General features: G+C 36.8%; 15 protein-coding genes and 2 tRNA genes. 4 read left to right on the plus strand and 13 right to left on the minus strand.

Annotation, left to right across the window (positions count from 1 at the left end):
- Window positions 1-352: 352 nt before the first annotated feature.
- The 11 genes from ilvA to GNY06_RS08900 all read right to left on the minus strand — a co-directional run bounded on the left by ilvA (window position 353) and on the right by GNY06_RS08900 (window position 13,475).
- On the minus strand, window positions 353-1,591 hold the full coding sequence (ilvA, locus tag GNY06_RS08850; protein ID WP_166519745.1) for a threonine ammonia-lyase: 1,239 nt from the start codon (window positions 1,589-1,591) through the stop codon (window positions 353-355).
- A gap of 110 nt (window positions 1,592-1,701) precedes the next feature.
- Complete coding sequence (gene ilvC, locus GNY06_RS08855; RefSeq protein WP_166519746.1) at window positions 1,702-2,754, minus strand: ketol-acid reductoisomerase; 1,053 nt, start codon at window positions 2,752-2,754, stop codon at window positions 1,702-1,704.
- Window positions 2,755-2,798: 44 nt separating this feature from the next.
- Window positions 2,799-3,386: an acetolactate synthase small subunit gene (ilvN, locus tag GNY06_RS08860; protein WP_166519747.1), complete on the minus strand. Its 588-nt coding sequence runs from the start codon at window positions 3,384-3,386 to the stop codon at window positions 2,799-2,801.
- 38 nt (window positions 3,387-3,424) lie between these two features.
- On the minus strand, window positions 3,425-5,179 hold the full coding sequence (ilvB, locus tag GNY06_RS08865; RefSeq protein WP_166519748.1) for a biosynthetic-type acetolactate synthase large subunit: 1,755 nt from the start codon (window positions 5,177-5,179) through the stop codon (window positions 3,425-3,427).
- Window positions 5,180-5,205: 26 nt separating this feature from the next.
- On the minus strand, window positions 5,206-6,885 hold the full coding sequence (gene ilvD / locus GNY06_RS08870) for a dihydroxy-acid dehydratase (protein ID WP_166519749.1): 1,680 nt from the start codon (window positions 6,883-6,885) through the stop codon (window positions 5,206-5,208).
- 815 nt (window positions 6,886-7,700) lie between these two features.
- Window positions 7,701-7,994, minus strand: coding sequence for a VanZ family protein (locus GNY06_RS08875; protein WP_244614399.1), 294 nt, complete (start codon window positions 7,992-7,994; stop codon window positions 7,701-7,703).
- Window positions 7,995-8,076: 82 nt separating this feature from the next.
- On the minus strand, window positions 8,077-8,454 hold the full coding sequence (gene gcvH / locus GNY06_RS08880; RefSeq protein ID WP_166519751.1) for a glycine cleavage system protein GcvH: 378 nt from the start codon (window positions 8,452-8,454) through the stop codon (window positions 8,077-8,079).
- A gap of 873 nt (window positions 8,455-9,327) precedes the next feature.
- The gene (gene ruvA, locus GNY06_RS08885) at window positions 9,328-9,915 is read right to left on the minus strand and encodes a Holliday junction branch migration protein RuvA (protein ID WP_166519752.1); all 588 of its coding nucleotides are present in this window, start codon (window positions 9,913-9,915) and stop codon (window positions 9,328-9,330) included.
- 97 nt (window positions 9,916-10,012) lie between these two features.
- On the minus strand, window positions 10,013-12,298 hold the full coding sequence (locus GNY06_RS08890; protein ID WP_166519753.1) for an NADP-dependent malic enzyme: 2,286 nt from the start codon (window positions 12,296-12,298) through the stop codon (window positions 10,013-10,015).
- Between the two features lie 5 nt (window positions 12,299-12,303).
- Complete coding sequence (locus GNY06_RS08895) at window positions 12,304-13,179, minus strand: BadF/BadG/BcrA/BcrD ATPase family protein (RefSeq protein WP_166519754.1); 876 nt, start codon at window positions 13,177-13,179, stop codon at window positions 12,304-12,306.
- Between the two features lie 56 nt (window positions 13,180-13,235).
- Window positions 13,236-13,475, minus strand: coding sequence for a hypothetical protein (locus GNY06_RS08900; protein ID WP_166519755.1), 240 nt, complete (start codon window positions 13,473-13,475; stop codon window positions 13,236-13,238).
- A 138-nt stretch (window positions 13,476-13,613) separates the two neighbouring features.
- Between GNY06_RS08900 and GNY06_RS08905 the strand changes: the two genes are divergently transcribed.
- From GNY06_RS08905 to GNY06_RS08920, 4 genes are read left to right on the plus strand one after another with little or no spacing between them, the layout of a single operon-like run.
- The gene (locus tag GNY06_RS08905; protein WP_166519756.1) at window positions 13,614-14,060 is read left to right on the plus strand and encodes a GtrA family protein; all 447 of its coding nucleotides are present in this window, start codon (window positions 13,614-13,616) and stop codon (window positions 14,058-14,060) included.
- 8 nt (window positions 14,061-14,068) lie between these two features.
- A complete protein-coding gene (locus tag GNY06_RS08910; protein ID WP_166519757.1) occupies window positions 14,069-14,794 on the plus strand; it encodes a lysophospholipid acyltransferase family protein in 726 nt (241 codons plus the stop codon).
- Window positions 14,795-14,839: 45 nt separating this feature from the next.
- Window positions 14,840-16,273 (plus strand): MFS transporter, encoded by a 1,434-nt coding sequence (locus GNY06_RS08915; RefSeq protein ID WP_166519758.1) that lies wholly within the window; start codon window positions 14,840-14,842, stop codon window positions 16,271-16,273.
- Window positions 16,270-17,352 carry a DUF3810 domain-containing protein gene (locus GNY06_RS08920; RefSeq protein ID WP_166519759.1) on the plus strand — a complete coding sequence of 361 codons (1,083 nt, stop codon included), beginning with the start codon at window positions 16,270-16,272 and terminating at the stop codon, window positions 17,350-17,352. The genes GNY06_RS08915 and GNY06_RS08920 overlap by 4 nt, the downstream gene beginning before the upstream one ends.
- 244 nt (window positions 17,353-17,596) lie before the next feature.
- Here GNY06_RS08920 and GNY06_RS08925 read toward each other — a convergent pair.
- Together GNY06_RS08925 and GNY06_RS08930 are read right to left on the minus strand one after the other, a co-directional pair.
- Window positions 17,597-17,669, minus strand: a tRNA-Met gene (locus GNY06_RS08925).
- A 27-nt stretch (window positions 17,670-17,696) separates the two neighbouring features.
- Window positions 17,697-17,770 (minus strand) — tRNA-Met (locus GNY06_RS08930).
- Window positions 17,771-17,800: the final 30 nt, after the last annotated feature.

A 17,800-nucleotide genomic window follows, 5' to 3' on the forward strand; every position in this document is an offset into this window, starting at 1 on the left:
ACCAAACCTGAATTATTCCAAATCCGATACTATTAATAAGCAATACTGCTCTATTCTAATCCTTCTCAAATATCTACTGCGCTTCCCTTGGTTAACTTGTTATCGTTTGGGAGTGCAAAAATAGAAAAAAAATATTAATTACAAAACTTTTTTTTCTAAAAATTTCAAGAATATATTTGTTAATGATCTCTGCTCTTACCTTCATTGTAAAGGTGAGTACAAAGGTATAATAACTATCTCTAAAAACAAATTATAGAGAGCGTATGACTTTAAATTGTGGAAATCTTTATCGCCAAAAGTTATTATATATAGTGCATTAGCTTATTTAACATAGTTATCCACAATATCCATATTAACCTATAAGGTTATTAAATAGGAGTTGATCATGGTTGAGATAAGTATATTTAAGCCCCTTTAAATTCATTCTTTTCCTCAAATTTTCAAAATCTTCTGCCGCCCCTACCTCTACTCCTATCACTGCGGGACCGCTTTCTTTATTGTTTTTTTTGGAAAACTGGAAATAGGTGATATCATTATTATCTCCCAAAACATGGGTAACAAACTCTTTTAAAGCACCTGGCCGCTGAGGAAACTCTAAAAGGAAATAGTGTTTTAAGCCTTCATATAGTAAGGACCTTTCTTTTATTTCCTGCATTCTATCAATATCATTATTACTGCCACTTACAATACATACTACATTTTTTCCTCTTATTTCTTCTTTAAGATAGTCTAAACCTGCAATAGAAAGGGCACCCGCAGGCTCTACAACGATTGCATCCTTATTGTAAAGCTGTAAAATAGTAGAACAAACTTTACCTTCAGGTACTAATATCACCTCATCTAAGAAGCTTCTACACAGTTCAAATGTCAACTCCCCCACTTTTTTTACAGAGGCCCCATCAACAAATCTATCTATAGAAGGCAATTCTATAGGCTTTTTTTCTCTAAGAGCAAGGGACATAGAAGGAGCGCCTTCCGGTTCTACTCCTATGATCTTGGTATCAGGAGATACCGATTTTATAAATGCGCTAACTCCGGCACATAATCCTCCACCTCCATTCGGAATCAGAATGTAATCTATCTTTTTTAAGTCTTTATAGAGTTCTACTCCGACGGTCCCTTGACCTTCTATAATTTTTTCATGGTCAAAAGGTGGAACAAAAATTTTTTCATTCTCTTGTGTATATTGCTTCGCAGCAACAGCACAATCATCAAAAGTATCGCCTATGAGTATAATTTCAATATTAGCTCCTCCGAACATTCTGGTTTGTTCAATTTTCTGTTTAGGGGTTATACTGGGCATAAAAATCACACCCTTCACATTCAATTTATTGCAACTATAAGCTACCCCCTGTGCATGATTACCCGCACTCGCACATACCACCCCTTTACTCAATTCTCTTTCTGTTAATGAAATCATCATATTATACGCTCCCCTCAATTTATAGGAACGTACGACCTGAAGATCCTCTCTCTTTAAATAAAGAGAACATTCATATTTTTGCGAAAGATGCTGATTAAGTTGCAAGGGAGTGTGATCCACCACTTCTTGTAAACGTTGGGCTGCTTCTAAAAAATTTAAATTAATCATGATTACTCTAATCCTATAATATTAGGCGATTATTATTTATTATAAGGTTTTATATTTACAAAATCAATCTCCCTCTTATAAGGAAGAAAGAGATTGATTTGAGAATATCGCTATACCTCTTGATTTTCAGGTCTAAGTCCTCTTACCGCCTTACCAGCCTGCCACATTTCACTCTGCTCAAGCTCTTTTAATTCTTGATTTAATTTTTCCCGATAATCTTCTTGTGAGTTACTATCTATTGAACGTTGAGACTCTTCTCCAGAAGATACACTCCTATAGAGTTCCTCAAATAAGGGCTTACTCACGTCTCTGAATTTCTTCCACCAATCCAATGCTCCCCTCTGTGCGGTAGTAGAACAATTGGCATACATCCAATCCATACCGTTTTCGGCTACTAAAGGCATCAAAGACTGGGTTAACTCTTCCACTGTTTCATTAAATGCCTCCGATGGCGAATGTCCATTTGCTCTTAACACCTCATATTGTGCCGCAAAAATGCCCTGTATAGCGCCCATCAATGTTCCTCGTTCTCCAGTCAGATCAGAGAACACCTCTTTCCTAAAGTCAGTTTGGAATAAATAACCGCTTCCCACAGCAATTCCTAAAGCCAATACACGTTCTTTAGCTCTACCTGTTGCATCTTGATAAATAGCATATGAACTATTAAGCCCTCTACCTTGTAAAAACATACGACGCAAAGAAGTTCCCGATCCTTTAGGGGCTACCAAAAAAACATCTACATCTTTAGGGGGTACAATGCCTGTTTGTTCATTAAAAGTAATCCCAAATCCGTGAGAAAAATATAAGGCTTTACCTGGTGTTAAGTGTTTTTTTACCTGGGGCCATAATTCTATTTGTGCAGCATCACTCAACAAGTAACAAATAATACTCCCACGCTGTAATGCTTCCTCTATTTCAAATAGATCTTCTCCTGGTATAAATCCGTCTGCTACCGCCTTATCCCAAGTCTTTGAATTTTTACGCTGCCCCACAATAACCCTAATACCATTATCTTTTTGATTTAGGGCTTGTCCAGGTCCCTGAACCCCATAGCCGATAACAGCTACCACTTCTTCACTAAGAACTTCCCTAGCTTTACTTAGCGGAAATTCTTCTCTGGTTACGACGGTCTCCTCTACACCTCCAAAATTAATTGTTGCCATTTTATTTAATTTTTATTATTTAGTTATTTTTTTTGTTTTGTAATTCACATTGTGAATACCTTATCGTTTTGACCGAGAAATTGATTCTCCTGTACTTCTTCCCCAGGTTCTTTTGCTTCAAAAGCTTTGATTTTTTTATGAAATCCTTCACTTTTTTTAATAATAGCCACACGTGCACTCCGAACAAACTCTATTAATCCATATTCGTCAAATACTTTTATCAACTTATTTACTTCTTCTTGATGCCCCGTAGCTTCAAATACAGTAAAATCTTCTCTAATGGCTAAAACCCTGGCTCCATATTCCCGCAATAAGCGCTCTACTTTTATTTTTTCTGTCACTTGCCGGGTAGGAACTTTAAAAAGCGCCATTTCCTGCCAAATAATCTCCTGATCGGTATTGTAATAGGCTTTCAGCACCTCGACTTGTTTTTCTATCTGTCGGCATAGTTTACGAACGACTTCTTCGGTTTCATCTATTAAAATTGCAAATCGGTGAATACCTGGAATCTCTGAAGCCGTTGTATTTAAACTATCTATATTGATTTTTCTTCTTGAAAATATGATGGTAATACGAGCCAATAACCCGATCTGATCTTCGGCATAAACGGTAATTGTATACTGCTGTTTCATTTTTTTATTTTGGTTAAGCTTTTTACTTATGCTCAGGATTACTTAAGTCTAATTTCTGCTACACTACAACCTTGTGGAACCATCGGAAAGACATTATTTTCTTTACCCACCTTTACTTCTAATACATAGGGACCCCTGTGGTCTAACATTGTTTTTAATGCCTTTTTTAGATCCGGACGAGCATGAATGGAGTTTCCTTGGATACCATAAGCACCGGCTAAGGCTACAAAGTCGGGGCTGGTAATATTGACCGCTGAATATCTACGGTCATGAAATAATTCCTGCCATTGCCTTACCATCCCTAAAAATTCATTATTTAGAATCAATATTTTAACCTCCACTCCGTACTGCATAATAGTACCCAACTCTTGTAACGTCATTTGAAAACCTCCATCTCCGACGATTGCGATAACTTCTCTATCCGAGGATGCATATTTAGCACCAATAGCAGCAGGAAGTCCAAACCCCATAGTTCCTAAGCCCCCTGAGGTAATATTGGAACGGGACTTATTGAATTTAGCATACCGACAGGTCACCATCTGGTGTTGCCCGACGTCGGTAACCAAAATAGCATTTCCTTGGGTAATTTCATTTAGCATATCTATTACTTCCGCCATTGATAAAACTTCTCCTGTAGGGTGTTTTTCTGGTTGAATACATACCCTCTCCTCCTGGGATTGGTATTGCTTAAATACGCCTAACCATTTGCTATGCTTATTACTTTTGATAAGATCGGTCAGAAGAGGCAGGGTTTCTTTACAATCTCCCCAAACAGAAACTGTGGTTTTTACATTTTTATCGACTTCAGTAGGATCTATATCCAGATGGATGATCTGGGCTTGCTTCGCATATTTATCAAGTCTCCCAGTTACCCGATCATCGAAGCGCATTCCCACAGCTATAAGTACATCGCATTGATTGGTTAAAACATTGGGACCATAATTTCCGTGCATTCCCAGCATACCTACTCCCAAAGGGTGGTGCGTGGGTATGGCACTCTCTCCCATGATAGTCCAAGCTGCAGGAAAGTTACCCTTTTCTATAAAGTTGAGAAACTCTTTTTCAGCTTTTCCCAATATGACTCCCTGTCCGAAAATAACAAAAGGTTTTTTGGCTTTATTAATAATTTCGGCAGCCTTTTCTATATATTCATTCCTTATAATAGGCTTTGGTCGGTAACTGCGCAGGTGTTTACATTTTGTATATCCTGGGTATTTAAATGACTGAAGTTGTGCATTTTTAGTTACATCAATTAATACAGGACCTGGTCTTCCTGAACTTGCAATAAAAAATGCTTTTGCCAGTACTGATGGAATTTGAGAAGCTTCTGTTACCTGATAATTCCATTTGGTCACAGGCATAGTAACGTTAATAACATCTGTTTCCTGAAAAGCATCTGTACCCAATAAATGTGCATAAACCTGTCCCGTGATACAGACTAGTGGTGTGGAATCTATCTGTGCGTCTGCTAAACCTGTCACCAGGTTGGTCGCTCCAGGTCCACTTGTTGCAAAAGCAACGCCTACTTTTCCGCTTGCGCGGGCATAGCCTTGAGCTGCATGAATCCCACCTTGCTCATGCCTCACTAAAATATGCTCCAAAATACCTTCGCAGTCATACAAAGCATCATAAATGGGTATTATCGCCCCTCCGGGATAACCGAAAATGGTGCGAACACCTTCAACTACCAAGGCATCTAACAGGGCCTGAGATCCGGTAATTGTATCTCCTGTTTCAAAAAGATTATTTTTTTCTTTCAGTGTGGTTTTATCTTTTAATTGAATAGCTTCCATAGTTGTATTTTTGAATTGTTTTTAGCTTAATCTTCATCGGTTACACACCCTTGGGAGGCATCTTTTACCAATTTTGCATATTTATAAAGTACCCCACTGCTAACTTTTAGGGGCGGCTGTTTCCATTCCGCTTTTCTTCTGGCGATCTCTGCTTCAGAAATTTTTAGACTCAGCTGATTATTTACAGCATCAATTTCAATTTTATCACCATCTTTTACCATAGCAATCAGCCCTCCTTCGTAAGCCTCAGGTGTAATATGCCCGACGACAAAACCATGAGTCCCGCCACTAAACCTCCCATCGGTAATCAGCGCAACAGATTTTCCCAAACCCGCCCCTATGATAGCTGATGTTGGTTTCAGCATTTCTGGCATCCCTGGGGCTCCTTTGGGGCCTTCATTTTTAATTACGACCACATCTCCAGGCTTTACAACACCCGAAGAAATCCCTTCTATCAGTTTTTTTTCGCCATCAAAAACACGTGCGGGCCCCTCAAAACGCTCTCCTTCTTTTCCACTAATCTTGGCTACACTTCCTTTTTCAGCGAGATTACCATATAATATTTGCAAATGACCCGTTTCTTTTAAAGGACGCCCCAAGGGGTAAATAATATCTTGGCGTTCAAAATCCAAATCAGGCACCTTTTCTAAATTTTCAGCGATTGTTTGCCCGGTAACACTCAAACAACTACCCTCTATTAAGTTATTGTTGAGTAAATATTTCATCACCGCAGGAATGCCGCCCTTGTAATGCAGATCTTGCATCAGGTATTTTCCGCTAGGCTTAAAATCAGCCAACACAGGAACTCTATCACTAATCTTTTGGAAATCATCTTGAGATAATGAAACCCCTACACTTTTGGCCATAGCTAATAAATGTAATACAGCATTGGTACTCCCTCCCAATGTCATAATAAGGGTAATAGCATTTTTAAAAGCTTGAGGAGACATAATATCGCGAGGCTTTATATCTTTCTCCATTAATATACGAATGTAGCGCCCCGCACTTTCACATTCTTCTTTCTTCTCTGGACTCAATGCAGGATTGCTACTGGAATAGGGAAGGCTCATCCCCAGTGCCTCGATTGCTGCTGCCATGGTATTCGCCGTATACATGCCACCACAAGCTCCAGCTCCTGGACAGCTGTTTTTGACAACCCCTTTAAAGTCCTCTTCATCTAACTGACCCGCTATTTTTTGACCCAACGCTTCAAAAGCTGAGACTATATTGAGATCCTGACCTTTATAGTGCCCCGGAGCAATAGTGCCTCCATACACCATGAGAGAAGGTCTATTTAAACGCCCCATAGCGATAAGAGCACCTGGCATATTTTTATCACATCCCGGCACTGCAATTAAGGCATCGTAATACTGGGCACCACATACCGTTTCAATGGAATCTGCTATTACATCTCTGCTCACCAGAGAATAACGCATTCCATCTGTACCGTTACTCATCCCATCACTTACCCCAATGGTATTAAAAATAAGCCCTACTAAATCGTTCTTCCACACTCCACTTTTTACATGTTGGGATAAGCTATTCAAATGCATATTACAGGGGTTTCCGTCATACCCCATACTCACAATGCCTACTTGGGCCTTCTTAAGGTCTTGATCTGTTAAGCCTAAAGCGTATAGTTGAGCTTGGGCTGCCGGCTGTGTGGGATCTTGGGTAATTGTTTTTGAATATCGGTTTAGTTTCATTCGTCTTATTTTTATTTTTTTGTTTTCTATTAATTATTCATCTCTAAATAGACATTTCGTTGTTTTCGGCCATAAAAAAAGCGGCTTTCTCTATGAATCGAGAAAGCCGCTTTTGCTTTTATAAGTTAATGCTTACTTAAACACATATCGCCCCGATTCAAAACTTTTGTTCTGAATAATAATGACAATAATATTAATGACTAATCTCGCCACTGTGGTTTAATATTTAAGTAAGATTTATTTTTAGGATTTTGTTGAAACAAAGGTAACAGGTTTTGGGAGATATCCAATTTTTTTTTTAGATTTATTTTTGTTTTTATATTCTCAGAGGGATAAATATATTGCATATTCTAAAAAAATAGTGTGTCTTATTATATTAAAAGCAAGAATATCTCTCAATTCATGCCTTTCTGGCGATTTGGAAGAAACGGTTGAAATTAGGAGTCATTTAAAGAATAAGTCTATATACCTACTATATTTTCAAGTAAAAGGGTACAAAAAAAGGATGCTATAAAAATATCCCAGACAATTTTTAGAAGCAGACCTTTATTCTATGAAACGCTATTCATGGGTAAGTCCAATGGTGAAAAAGAATAGTCTGTAGAAGTTAACATTTTTACATCCCACAAAAAACAGCCTTTTTTGAAAGAAGGCTTTTAACTAATATAATTAAGGTATACGAAGGACTGAAAATAATTACATATAAAGTAATGTACAGCCTATATCCCTTTCAATAAAAAGGAAAATACTTTTCTCCCAAAAAGAAAAATGCTATAAATTGATTGATTTGGTGTTTCTCCCTTTAACCTAAAGATTTATTTTCCTTTAATTTTTCTGCGTCTGCCTATTGCATTTAACAAAAGTCTATACAAAGCATAACCTGCTAAAAAACCCAAGGTATCGGCTACGACATCTAAAAATTCCATAGCCCTACCCATGTGCATCTCGTCCTGAAGGATTTCAGTCAGCACTGCAAAGCTCATGAGGATTTGAAAAAAAGTAAAGCATTTGAGTTTAGGAAAGGCTGCAATGGTTAGAAAGCCCAAGGTAGCAAATACTGAAAAATGGGCTACTTTGTCAAAGCCCGGAAATAAAAACCAATGTTCCATTTCTTCTGATCCGGGCTTCAGTAGCAAATAGGTAAGAAACACCCAATATATGGGCAAGATCTTTCGTGATATTTTCGTTAATCTATCCAATTAAACTCTGATAATTCTCAGCAGATAAAAGATCAGAGATCTCGGCATCTTCAGCTATTTCAAGTTTGATAATCCAGCCTTTTCCATAAGGGTCTTGGTTCACAAGTTCAGGAGCATCTTCCAAGTCTGCATTAAACTCAATTACCTTACCCGAAAGCGGCAAGAAAAGATCGGAAACGGTTTTTACAGCTTCTACAGATCCAAAAACTTCGCCCGCAGAGAGATTTTCATCTACGGAATCTACATCTACAAAAACAATGTCCCCTAATTCGCTTTGTGCGAAATCTGTAATACCTATAACAGCAGTATTGCCATCAATTTTAACCCATTCGTGATCTTTGGTGTACTTTAATTCTGAAGGAATATTCATTTTCAATTTTTATTATTGTCCAAATTTAATTCAAAAATTGGAGGCTGCAAAATTTACCAAGCCTATATTATATTAAATTTTAAAGGAAAAAATCACCCAATGGGTCATGATAGATAAGAGACTAGAATAGTTGGTTTAGTTCTGCAAAAAAGAAAAAAGTACCAACAAGCACATCACCTGCATATTTTACATTTACGCTGTTCAGTCGAAATAAAAAAACACATAATATCCGAGAGGTCAAAATGCTCACTTTATTTTTAGTTAGAGTGGTTTTGGATCCGCAATATGATACATTGAGGGAGTAAATTTTATTCTCTTGTTTAGAAAAAAATTCTGATTTCAGAAAACAGGTAACTATGATGCTGTTAAATATGATTAATCAATAGGATGTAAAGGATAAAAATAGGAGAGGAAGAAAATCACAATCTTTTTTCGTGGTACAATATGGAGAAGTCTGATGTTCAAAAGAAATACCTCTTCATTTTGAAAAAAGCTGTTTAGAGGAGGAGCACAGAGACTTGGCAGTTTGTATTTTTTTTAAAGATTGTATTCTGCTGAATGAGGGATACTCCGAACTATAAGATAAGCAGAACATCATCACTAAGGAAGGAGTGTCGCTATAACGACTACAAGATTCTGTAAATATAGATGAATTAAGAGCCATATTTAGAATAGAGACTTTACCAGAATTCCTTAACAAGTTTAAAAAAAAAAAACTTATTCACAAACAAAAAATGATTTTTATTTGTCATATTTTTCAATGCTTTTTATAGAGGTCTGGGTCTAACTATTTTCTACTGTATAACAAATGTAATCCTAAAAAATAGAGTATAACGAAGAAGATTCATGAATTCCTTCCTTAGTTTAGGGCATCTAAATATTTTTCAGAATCTGTTTCACCAAGTTTTCCACATTTATTCCTGGGTCAGCCTTTAATATTTTATCCGCTATCTTTTCGGATGCTTTGCGTCCAATCCCGAGCACTTCCAAAGCAGACAAGGCTTCTTCTTTGGTTTTATTATCCGTAATTGCCCAAGAAGAAGCCTCTCCCACATCGCTATACTTTTGCATTTTGTCTCTAAGATCTACAATAATCCGCTCAGCAGTTTTAGCCCCTATACCTTTTATTTTTTGTAAGACAAGACTATTTTTATTGAGTATGGCGTTCGCGATATCGTAGACTTCCAAAGATGAGAGTAAGATTAATGCGGATACGGCTCCTACCCCATTGACGCTGATGAGTAAATTGAAGACTTCTTTTTCCGTAAGTGTACTAAAGCCAAAAAGCAACTGGGCATCTTCTCTAAAAATTTGCTGGATATAAAGAAATACATCCTGGCCTGAACTCAGCTTCTGAGATGTCTGTAAGCTTATTCCCACGTAATAACCTATACCGTTAACATCTATGATCACATAGGTGGGGGCCAATTCATATACTTTTCCTCTTAGAAAATTAATCATATCTTTTTTTAAATTCTTTAATAAATATAGACATTTGAGATCAAAATAAAAAGCACCTTTTTTTCAAAAGATGCTTTTTATAAACACATTATTTAATCTATTTTTTCTCTCGTTTTTCTTTTACCTGAGCATCCAATACCGCAATAGTGGCAAGATTAACAATCTCCTCAACACTGGAACGCATTTGCAAAATATGTACGGGCTTATTTAACCCCATTAAGATAGGTCCAATGGTTTGAGAAACCTTCATTCCACGAATAATTTTATACGATAAATTCGCTGATTCTAGATTTGGAAATACAAAACAATTCGCAGGTTTATCTCCTAATTTGGAGAACGGATAATCACTCAGATGATCTTTGTTCATGGCAAAGTCTGGCTGTATCTCTCCATCCACCACCATTTTTGGATATTTTTCATGCAGAATTTGTACCGCCTTAGCCACTTTTTTAGAAGTTTCAGAATAGCCAGAGAAATTTTCAAAAGATAACATCGCAATCCGAGGTTCTATAGCTAAGGATCTCACACTATAATCCAACATCCTAGCAATGCCGACTAAATCTTCAGACGTAGGCTCTTGAATAATAGAAGTATCTGCAAAAAAATAAGGTTGCTTGTTGGTTAAGATCATCATCATCGCCGATACTTTACTGACGCCCTGATCTTTTTCGATAACTTCTAAAACAGGCTTTAATACGGTTGAATAATTTTTAGAAAAGCCTACAATAAGAGCATCGGTATCACCATGTCGCAACATCAAAGGTCCAAAGTAGTCTCTACTCCTTACAAATCTCTTTGCTTTATACTCATTGATCCCTTTTCTATTCCGAAGATTCCACAGGCTTTCTCTATACTCTCTCCTTTTTTCCTTCTGATCATCGCTATTGGGATCTACAATAGGCAGTTCAATATCAATTCCATATTTTTTCTTGGCTTCTTCGATAAGCTTTCTCTCTCCTAATAAAATAGGTTTTGCAATACCTTCTTCTGCCAGAATTTGGGCTGCCTTCAGTACGTTATATTCTTCGGCGTTGCCTAAAGTTACCCTTTTAGGATTCGATTTTGCACGATTTTGCATCATTCTCAGAAGCTTATCATCTTTATTCATCCTATCGATTAAACTCTGCTCATACGCTTCAAAGTCCTCTATAGGACGAGCCGCTACTCCACTTGTAATAGCAGCCTTGGCTACAGCAAGAGAAACATCGGTTAACAATCGGTTATCAAAAGGCTTGGGAATAAAGTATTCTCTACCAAAACTAAGGCTTTTGGCATTGTAGGCCAACACCACCATTTCAGGAACAGTTTTTTTGGCAATTTCAGCAATGGCATAGACGGCTGCAATTTTCATATCCTCATTAATTGCCGTAGCCTGAACATCTAAAGCGCCCCGGAAAATATAAGGAAAGCCCAATACATTATTCACCTGATTAGGGAAATCGCTTCTTCCGGTAGCCATAATTACATCCTCACGGGTTTGCTGTGCTAATTGGTAGTCAATTTCAGGCGTTGGATTGGCTAACGCGAAAACGATAGGATTATCACTCATAGAGCTTAACATCTCGGGGGTCATAATATTTCCCTTAGATAAGCCTATGAAAACATCGGCTCCTGTAAGAGCTTCTGCTAATGTTTCAATATCTGTTTTTGCAACAAAATCTAATTTTTCTGCAGTAAGATTCTCCCGCTTATGATTAATGACTCCTTTGGAATCACACATCAGAACATTTTCTTTTTTGAGGCCTAAATTAATATAGAGTTTTGTACAAGCAATAGCTGCAGCGCCTGCACCGTTGACCACAACTTTCACTTCTTCTATTTTTTTCTCAGCTATTTCTAAAGCATTCAGCAATGCTGCGGCAGAAATAATGGCCGTACCATGCTGATCATCGTGCATTAAAGGAATGTCTAATTCTTCTTTAAGCCTTCTTTCAATTTCAAAAGCTTCAGGAGCTTTTATATCTTCTAAGTTAATTCCGCCAAAGGTAGGTGCTATGGCTTTAACTACTTCTATAAACTTATCGGGATCTTTTTCATTAATTTCAATATCAAAAACATTGATATCTGCAAATATCTTGAACAGCAAACCCTTTCCTTCCATTACCGGCTTCGAGGCTTCGGCTCCAATATCACCCAACCCCAAAACGGCTGTACCATTCGAAATAACAGCTACCAAATTACCTTTTCCCGTATAATCATAGGCATGGGATACGTTTCTGTGAATCTCCATACAAGGCTCGGCTACTCCAGGAGAATAGGCCAGCGACAAGTCTCTCTGAGTGGCATGCGGTTTGGAAGGTATAACTTCAATCTTCCCTCTGGGTTCTGCTTTATGATAATCGAGAGCGGCCTTCTTTAATCTTTCTTGATCTCGTTGATTCATTAATTTTATTTTTTAGTATTTAAAGTTGGAAAGATATTTTCTACATGATATTGCACTAAGTTGATAATAGGGCGCTGTACAATAATTCCAAAATTTAGATTATAGTGAGCGGTGACTGTTTTTAGGATATCTCCATACACATAGGCGATGGAGCCTATAAAGTTTATCTCCGCATCTTTAACTTCGCTATAGGGTAAAAGCTGAAACTCTATATAATTCTTGAACTCTTCATAGATAAGATTCTGAATAAAAGGATGGTCTTTCCAGCGAGCTACAAATTTATTAAACTTAGCAAAGTATGCATTTACCATATCTTCCTGATACATTTTTTTTAGAAGTAGCTCTATATTAAGCTCGGGATACTCTTTTCTAAATTCACGCTCTAAGGAAGGAGGTAGCTTCTTCATAAAGAAGTTTTTTACAATACGTTTTCCCATAGCACTACCAGAGCCCTCGTCTCCAAGCATAAACCCCAAAGATGGAAGTTCTACTTTGATATCTTTTCCATCGAAATAGCAAGAGTTAGAACCTGTTCCTAAAATACAAACCATTGTAGGTTTACCTCTGTACGCAGCATAGGCCGCCCCTATTAGGTCCTCTTTAACTAAGATTTGTGCTTTTTGAAAAACTTGTTGGAGATGTTTCTGTACAATTTGGCAATTTTCTTCCAGACCACAGCCTGACCCATAAAAAAACAGATGTTTTATCTCTTCTCTTATAGCTCCTAATTCTTTATTTTTATTAATTTCTATAGGAATGAGATGAGCTGCTGTATTATTAGGATTAAAACCAGTAGTTACCGTTCTCAATATTTCCTCACCTGAAGCCTTTAAAATTACCCAGTCGCACTTAGTAGATCCTCCGTCTACAATTGCTATCATGTAAAAAATTTTGAGCTGCTAAATTAAAAAAATTATACGACTTCTGGTTCAAAATCTTATTTGGATTGCAACCAATTTTTTATTTCCTCTTCAAGATATCTCATCTGTAATTGGAAGGCTTCAATAAAATCATCGGGTATAGGATTTCCCCCCGCGCATGTCTCTAGATCCCATAATTCTCTTGAAAAGATTTCATATTCTTGAAATACACGCTTGAAACGGGGATTTTTATCCTCCAATTCACGAATTTTATCTTGATATTTTATGAATTTACTTGAGTACCCCGAAGATTTCATGATGATTCTGTGTTTAATTTCGTCATATGTTAAATGTAAAGATATTTTTGTTTCCTAAGTCAATTTTAACATTCACTTACCAGATTTTAACATTAAATCTTACATTTGCACCATACTATTTCCCGATTATTTACCTGTATGATGAAACAAAAACAAATATTATTTTTTATTTTAGCCGGAGGCTTAAGTGCTCTGGTTGAGTTATCACTTATGAAAACTTTCAGTCACTATCTACCTTCTTATATCCCCTTAGAAAAGAACTGGCACGGAATCTCCTATCCTCTGAGTAACATCATCTCCACAACCTTCGCTGTTATTTTTAATTACCTCCTCAGTATAGGTTTTGTATTTGAGAGGGGACGACATTCAAAAAAAAGAGAATTCACCTACTTTATGTTTGTTTCGTTTCTTTCAACCTTATTAAGCCTGGTCGTCTTCAATATTCTTTTCAATCGTATCATCCACACCCCTATCAATTTGATCGTATATACTTTGAGCCCTATCATATTGTGCAAAGTCCTGGCTATCATCCTTATTTCTATTCTCAACTTTAGCATTAAGAAGAAACTTATTTTTAACGGTTAAATTAAGCAATGGCAAAGCTTCTCAATTATATATGGCGTATTTGGTTTCTTATCCTGGCCACCTTGGCTACACTGCTATGTGGCATTTTTACCTACCCTCTTTCCTTTAGTGAGAAAACTTTTAAGGCTTGTTACTTTTTTATCCGCATATGGTGTCTTATCCTATTCTATGGGATGGGATTTCGCTATGAATTTAATTCTCCTAAGGGGAAACAAGTCTGTAAGAATGAAAAATACATTTTTATCTCAAACCACACATCAACAATGGATATTATGCTCATGTGCATACTTCACCCTCATCATCCTATCTGTTTTGTAGGAAAAAAAGAATTGGTGAAGATTCCTGTTTTCGGAAGCATCTACAAAAGAATCTGTGTAACAGTAGACCGTAAGAGTATAAAAAGTAGAGCTGAAGTCCTCCACCAATGTTCCCAACGATTACAAAAAGGACAGAATATAGTAATTTATCCTGAAGGGGGCGCTCCCGACGACACCTCACTGATATTAGATAATTTTAAGGATGGTGCTTTTAGTCTCTCTTCTCAAAAAGGATTCCCTATTGCTGTATATACTTTTATAGGATTGAAAGAGATGTTTCCTTTTGACTTTGGTAAGGGCTACCCCGGAAAAGTAAAAGTGATTTTAAATGATATACTACCTTCTCATAAAAATAAGAATAACTTGAAAAAAAACGCATTTGAATTGATATATAAAAGTATTTGTGTTAAGAAATAATTTATATTTGTGTCACTAAACTTTTTTATCAAAAAAATTACTCCTATGCTAGATCACCGCGATAAAACCAACTGGGGACAGTTTACTTCCCTCGTTTTGGTATTTTTCTTTTGGGGCTTTGTTGCTGCAAGTAACGATATTTTAATTCCCGTTTTCAAAAAAACATTTAACCTTTCCAATTTTCAGAGCCAACTGGTCACCTCTGCTTATTATATTGCTTATACAGTGGGAACTCTTCTTTACCTACTCATCTCAAGAATATTGAAATATGACATCCTCAATAAAATAGGCTATAAAAACGGGCTTATTATAGGTCTTTTAATCTCCGCATCAGGTTCCCTTATATTTATCCCCGCAGCCAACACACAGTCCTTCATCTTAATGATTAGTGCGTTATTTGTAGTAGGACTGGGGTTTTCTTTACAACAAACCGTTGCCAACCCCTTAGCTATTGCGATAGGTCCGACTAAAACAGGTTCTCAACGCCTGACAATGGCAGGAGGAATTAATAATTTCGGAACCACTATAGGCCCCTTGATCGTAGCTTTTGCTATTTTTGGTTCTGCAGCTGTATCCAATGAAACTGCAGATATTGAAAGTGTTAAAATCCCCTATCTGGTATTAGGGGCTACTTTTATTTTAGCTGCGATTTTCCTAAAATTCTCCTCTCTTCCGAATGTAGCTGAAACTGAAGAGGTGGAAAAAAATAATGCACAACAACCAGCCCGTTCTTCTGTATTACAATACCCTCAATTGGTGCTCGGTATGCTGGCTATCTTTGTATATGTAGGGGTAGAGGTATCCACAGCCAGCCATTTACCCATTTATATGGAAAAAGAAATGGGGTTTAGCACCCAAGCTGCAGCGCCTTTTATCTCTTTATATTGGGCCAGCCTTATGATCGGTCGTTGGGGTGGAGCTGTCAGTGCTTTTGAGATAAAGGGAAATACTAAGAAGCTTTTAAAATTTTTAGCCCCTTATTTAGCCTTTATTGTTTTCTTGGTGGTAAATGCTATCGCAAAGCACGATTTAACGGATTTTTATATCTACCCTGCTATCATAATAGTCATGATTATTGCAGAAATTTTCACCAAAGGAAACCCGATAAGAATGATTATAATATTCTCCCTCATGGGAATTTTAGCATTAGCTATTGGCACCCTTACATCGGGTATGGTGTCTGTGTATGCTTATACCAGCACAGGGCTATTTTGCAGTACCCTATGGCCTTCTATCTTTACCGTAGCTATTGCAGGACTTGGAAAACATACCAATCAAGGATCTAATTTTTTAATTATGATGATTATGGGCGGTGGATTAATCGCACCTTTACAGGGGCGTATAGCCGATTCTGTAAATGTACATTTCAGCTATATCGTCGGTATATTATGCTTCTTATATTTAGTATTTTATGCTGTTAAGATAAAGGGTGCGCTAAAAGAACAAGGAATTGACTTTGATAATAATACCCCACAGTGAAAACTCCAGAAAAACTAATACACAAAAAAAGATTTTGGGCAAGCCTTTGGCTTGCCCAATTTTTTATATTTTACCTGCTTTCCAAAATGGATCGGGCCGTGTTTTTTTTCGAAAAAATTTTCATTGAAACACAAAATGTAAGAGTTAATGCCTTTAAAAATATATTTTTTTCTATCGGTGACGTACTTTATATTTTATCCGGTATTTTTCTTGCTATTACCTGTTTATTTCTATGGAAAAGAAATGCCCGAAAAAAAATATGGATAGGATTATTAATGGGGATTAATGTTTTATACTTTATATACCAATTATTCTGGGGAATGATGTATTTTCAGCAGCCTTTATTAAGCCGGGATAAGATTAAACCTCTGGATACCGAACAGCTGAAACCTTTGGCGGAATATTATTTACAAAAATGCTGGACGCTCCGGAAAAGAAATCCGGACAAAATATACCGCTTAAACTCCACCACTACATTGGAACAGGAAATAAAAAGACAACAGCAAGCAATTGCCAGGCAATATGGTAAAGGAGATTCTATTCAAATATGCTTTAAACCCAGCCTATACGGACGGCTCATGAATTATACAGGGATTCTGGGGTATTACAATCCTTTTACTTCTGAATCCCAATACAACCCTTATCTACCCGACATACAGATCCCTTTTACTTTAGCACATGAAACGTCCCATCAAATAGGATTTGCAAGAGAGGAAGAAGCTAATTTTATCGGATTCCTCATCGGAGAAAACTCAACAGATGAAAATCTAAAATACAGTGCTTATTGGTTTGCTTTCAAAACAATTTTATACAATATATCTAGAAAGGACAAAAATTACAGTCTACAAATATTAAAAAATCTTCCTAAGCCTTTACTGAATGATTATAAAGCAGAAGTGAAGTTTTATAGAGAACACCAAGGAAGAATTCAGAAATTCTTCTCCCTTACCAATAATCTTTTCCTAAAAAGCAACCGTCAAGATGGCAGTATTTCTTATAATTATTTCATCTATCTTCTGATGGACTACCACAAAGAAAAAGGATTGCACCTAAAGATGCAATCCCAAAAACACAAATGATGAAAAAAAATTTATTGCTTTGTGGGCAATAGGATACCCGATTAAAGCGATGTAAAATTACAATAATTTTATAAAAAAACAAATATTTTGATATAAAAATAAACTCTTATTTTTTGTATAGCGATAAATAAAATCAATTATTATAGAATAGAATAAGAATAAAGACTTATAATTATATATTATTTGTAAATATTCTTAATAAGAATAATAAAAAGAATCGGCAAAATACCGATTCTTTTTTTAGTAGCGGGGACACGACTCGAACGTGCGACCTTCGGGTTATGAGCCCGACGAGCTACCTACTGCTCCACCCCGCGATATATCTTCTGTCCGTACAGACTCTGTAGCGAAGACGGGACTTGAACCCGTGACCTTTGGGTTATGAATCCAACGCTCTAACCACCTGAGCTACCTCGCCGTTTTGGTGGTGCAAATATACAAAATATTT

The organism is Elizabethkingia argenteiflava, from assembly GCF_009904105.1.
In the GTDB taxonomy this organism is placed as follows: Bacteria; Bacteroidota; Bacteroidia; order Flavobacteriales; family Weeksellaceae; genus Elizabethkingia; species Elizabethkingia argenteiflava.

What these genes read in the sequence shown, in the direction of transcription:
- ilvA (WP_166519745.1), bottom strand. Translation starts at nt 1,591, where the DNA reads ATGATTAATTTAAATTTTTTAGAAGCAGCCCAACGTTTACAAGAAGTG.
- ilvC (WP_166519746.1), bottom strand. Translation starts at nt 2,754, where the DNA reads ATGGCAACAATTAATTTTGGAGGTGTAGAGGAGACCGTCGTAACCAGA.
- ilvN (WP_166519747.1), bottom strand. Translation starts at nt 3,386, where the DNA reads ATGAAACAGCAGTATACAATTACCGTTTATGCCGAAGATCAGATCGGG.
- ilvB (WP_166519748.1), bottom strand. Translation starts at nt 5,179, where the DNA reads ATGGAAGCTATTCAATTAAAAGATAAAACCACACTGAAAGAAAAAAAT.
- ilvD (WP_166519749.1), bottom strand. Translation starts at nt 6,885, where the DNA reads ATGAAACTAAACCGATATTCAAAAACAATTACCCAAGATCCCACACAG.
- GNY06_RS08875 (WP_244614399.1), bottom strand. Translation starts at nt 7,994, where the DNA reads ATGGAACATTGGTTTTTATTTCCGGGCTTTGACAAAGTAGCCCATTTT.
- gcvH (WP_166519751.1), bottom strand. Translation starts at nt 8,454, where the DNA reads ATGAATATTCCTTCAGAATTAAAGTACACCAAAGATCACGAATGGGTT.
- ruvA (WP_166519752.1), bottom strand. Translation starts at nt 9,915, where the DNA reads ATGATTAATTTTCTAAGAGGAAAAGTATATGAATTGGCCCCCACCTAT.
- GNY06_RS08890 (WP_166519753.1), bottom strand. Translation starts at nt 12,298, where the DNA reads ATGAATCAACGAGATCAAGAAAGATTAAAGAAGGCCGCTCTCGATTAT.
- GNY06_RS08895 (WP_166519754.1), bottom strand. Translation starts at nt 13,179, where the DNA reads ATGATAGCAATTGTAGACGGAGGATCTACTAAGTGCGACTGGGTAATT.
- GNY06_RS08900 (WP_166519755.1), bottom strand. Translation starts at nt 13,475, where the DNA reads ATGAAATCTTCGGGGTACTCAAGTAAATTCATAAAATATCAAGATAAA.
- GNY06_RS08905 (WP_166519756.1), top strand. Translation starts at nt 13,614, where the DNA reads ATGATGAAACAAAAACAAATATTATTTTTTATTTTAGCCGGAGGCTTA.
- GNY06_RS08910 (WP_166519757.1), top strand. Translation starts at nt 14,069, where the DNA reads ATGGCAAAGCTTCTCAATTATATATGGCGTATTTGGTTTCTTATCCTG.
- GNY06_RS08915 (WP_166519758.1), top strand. Translation starts at nt 14,840, where the DNA reads ATGCTAGATCACCGCGATAAAACCAACTGGGGACAGTTTACTTCCCTC.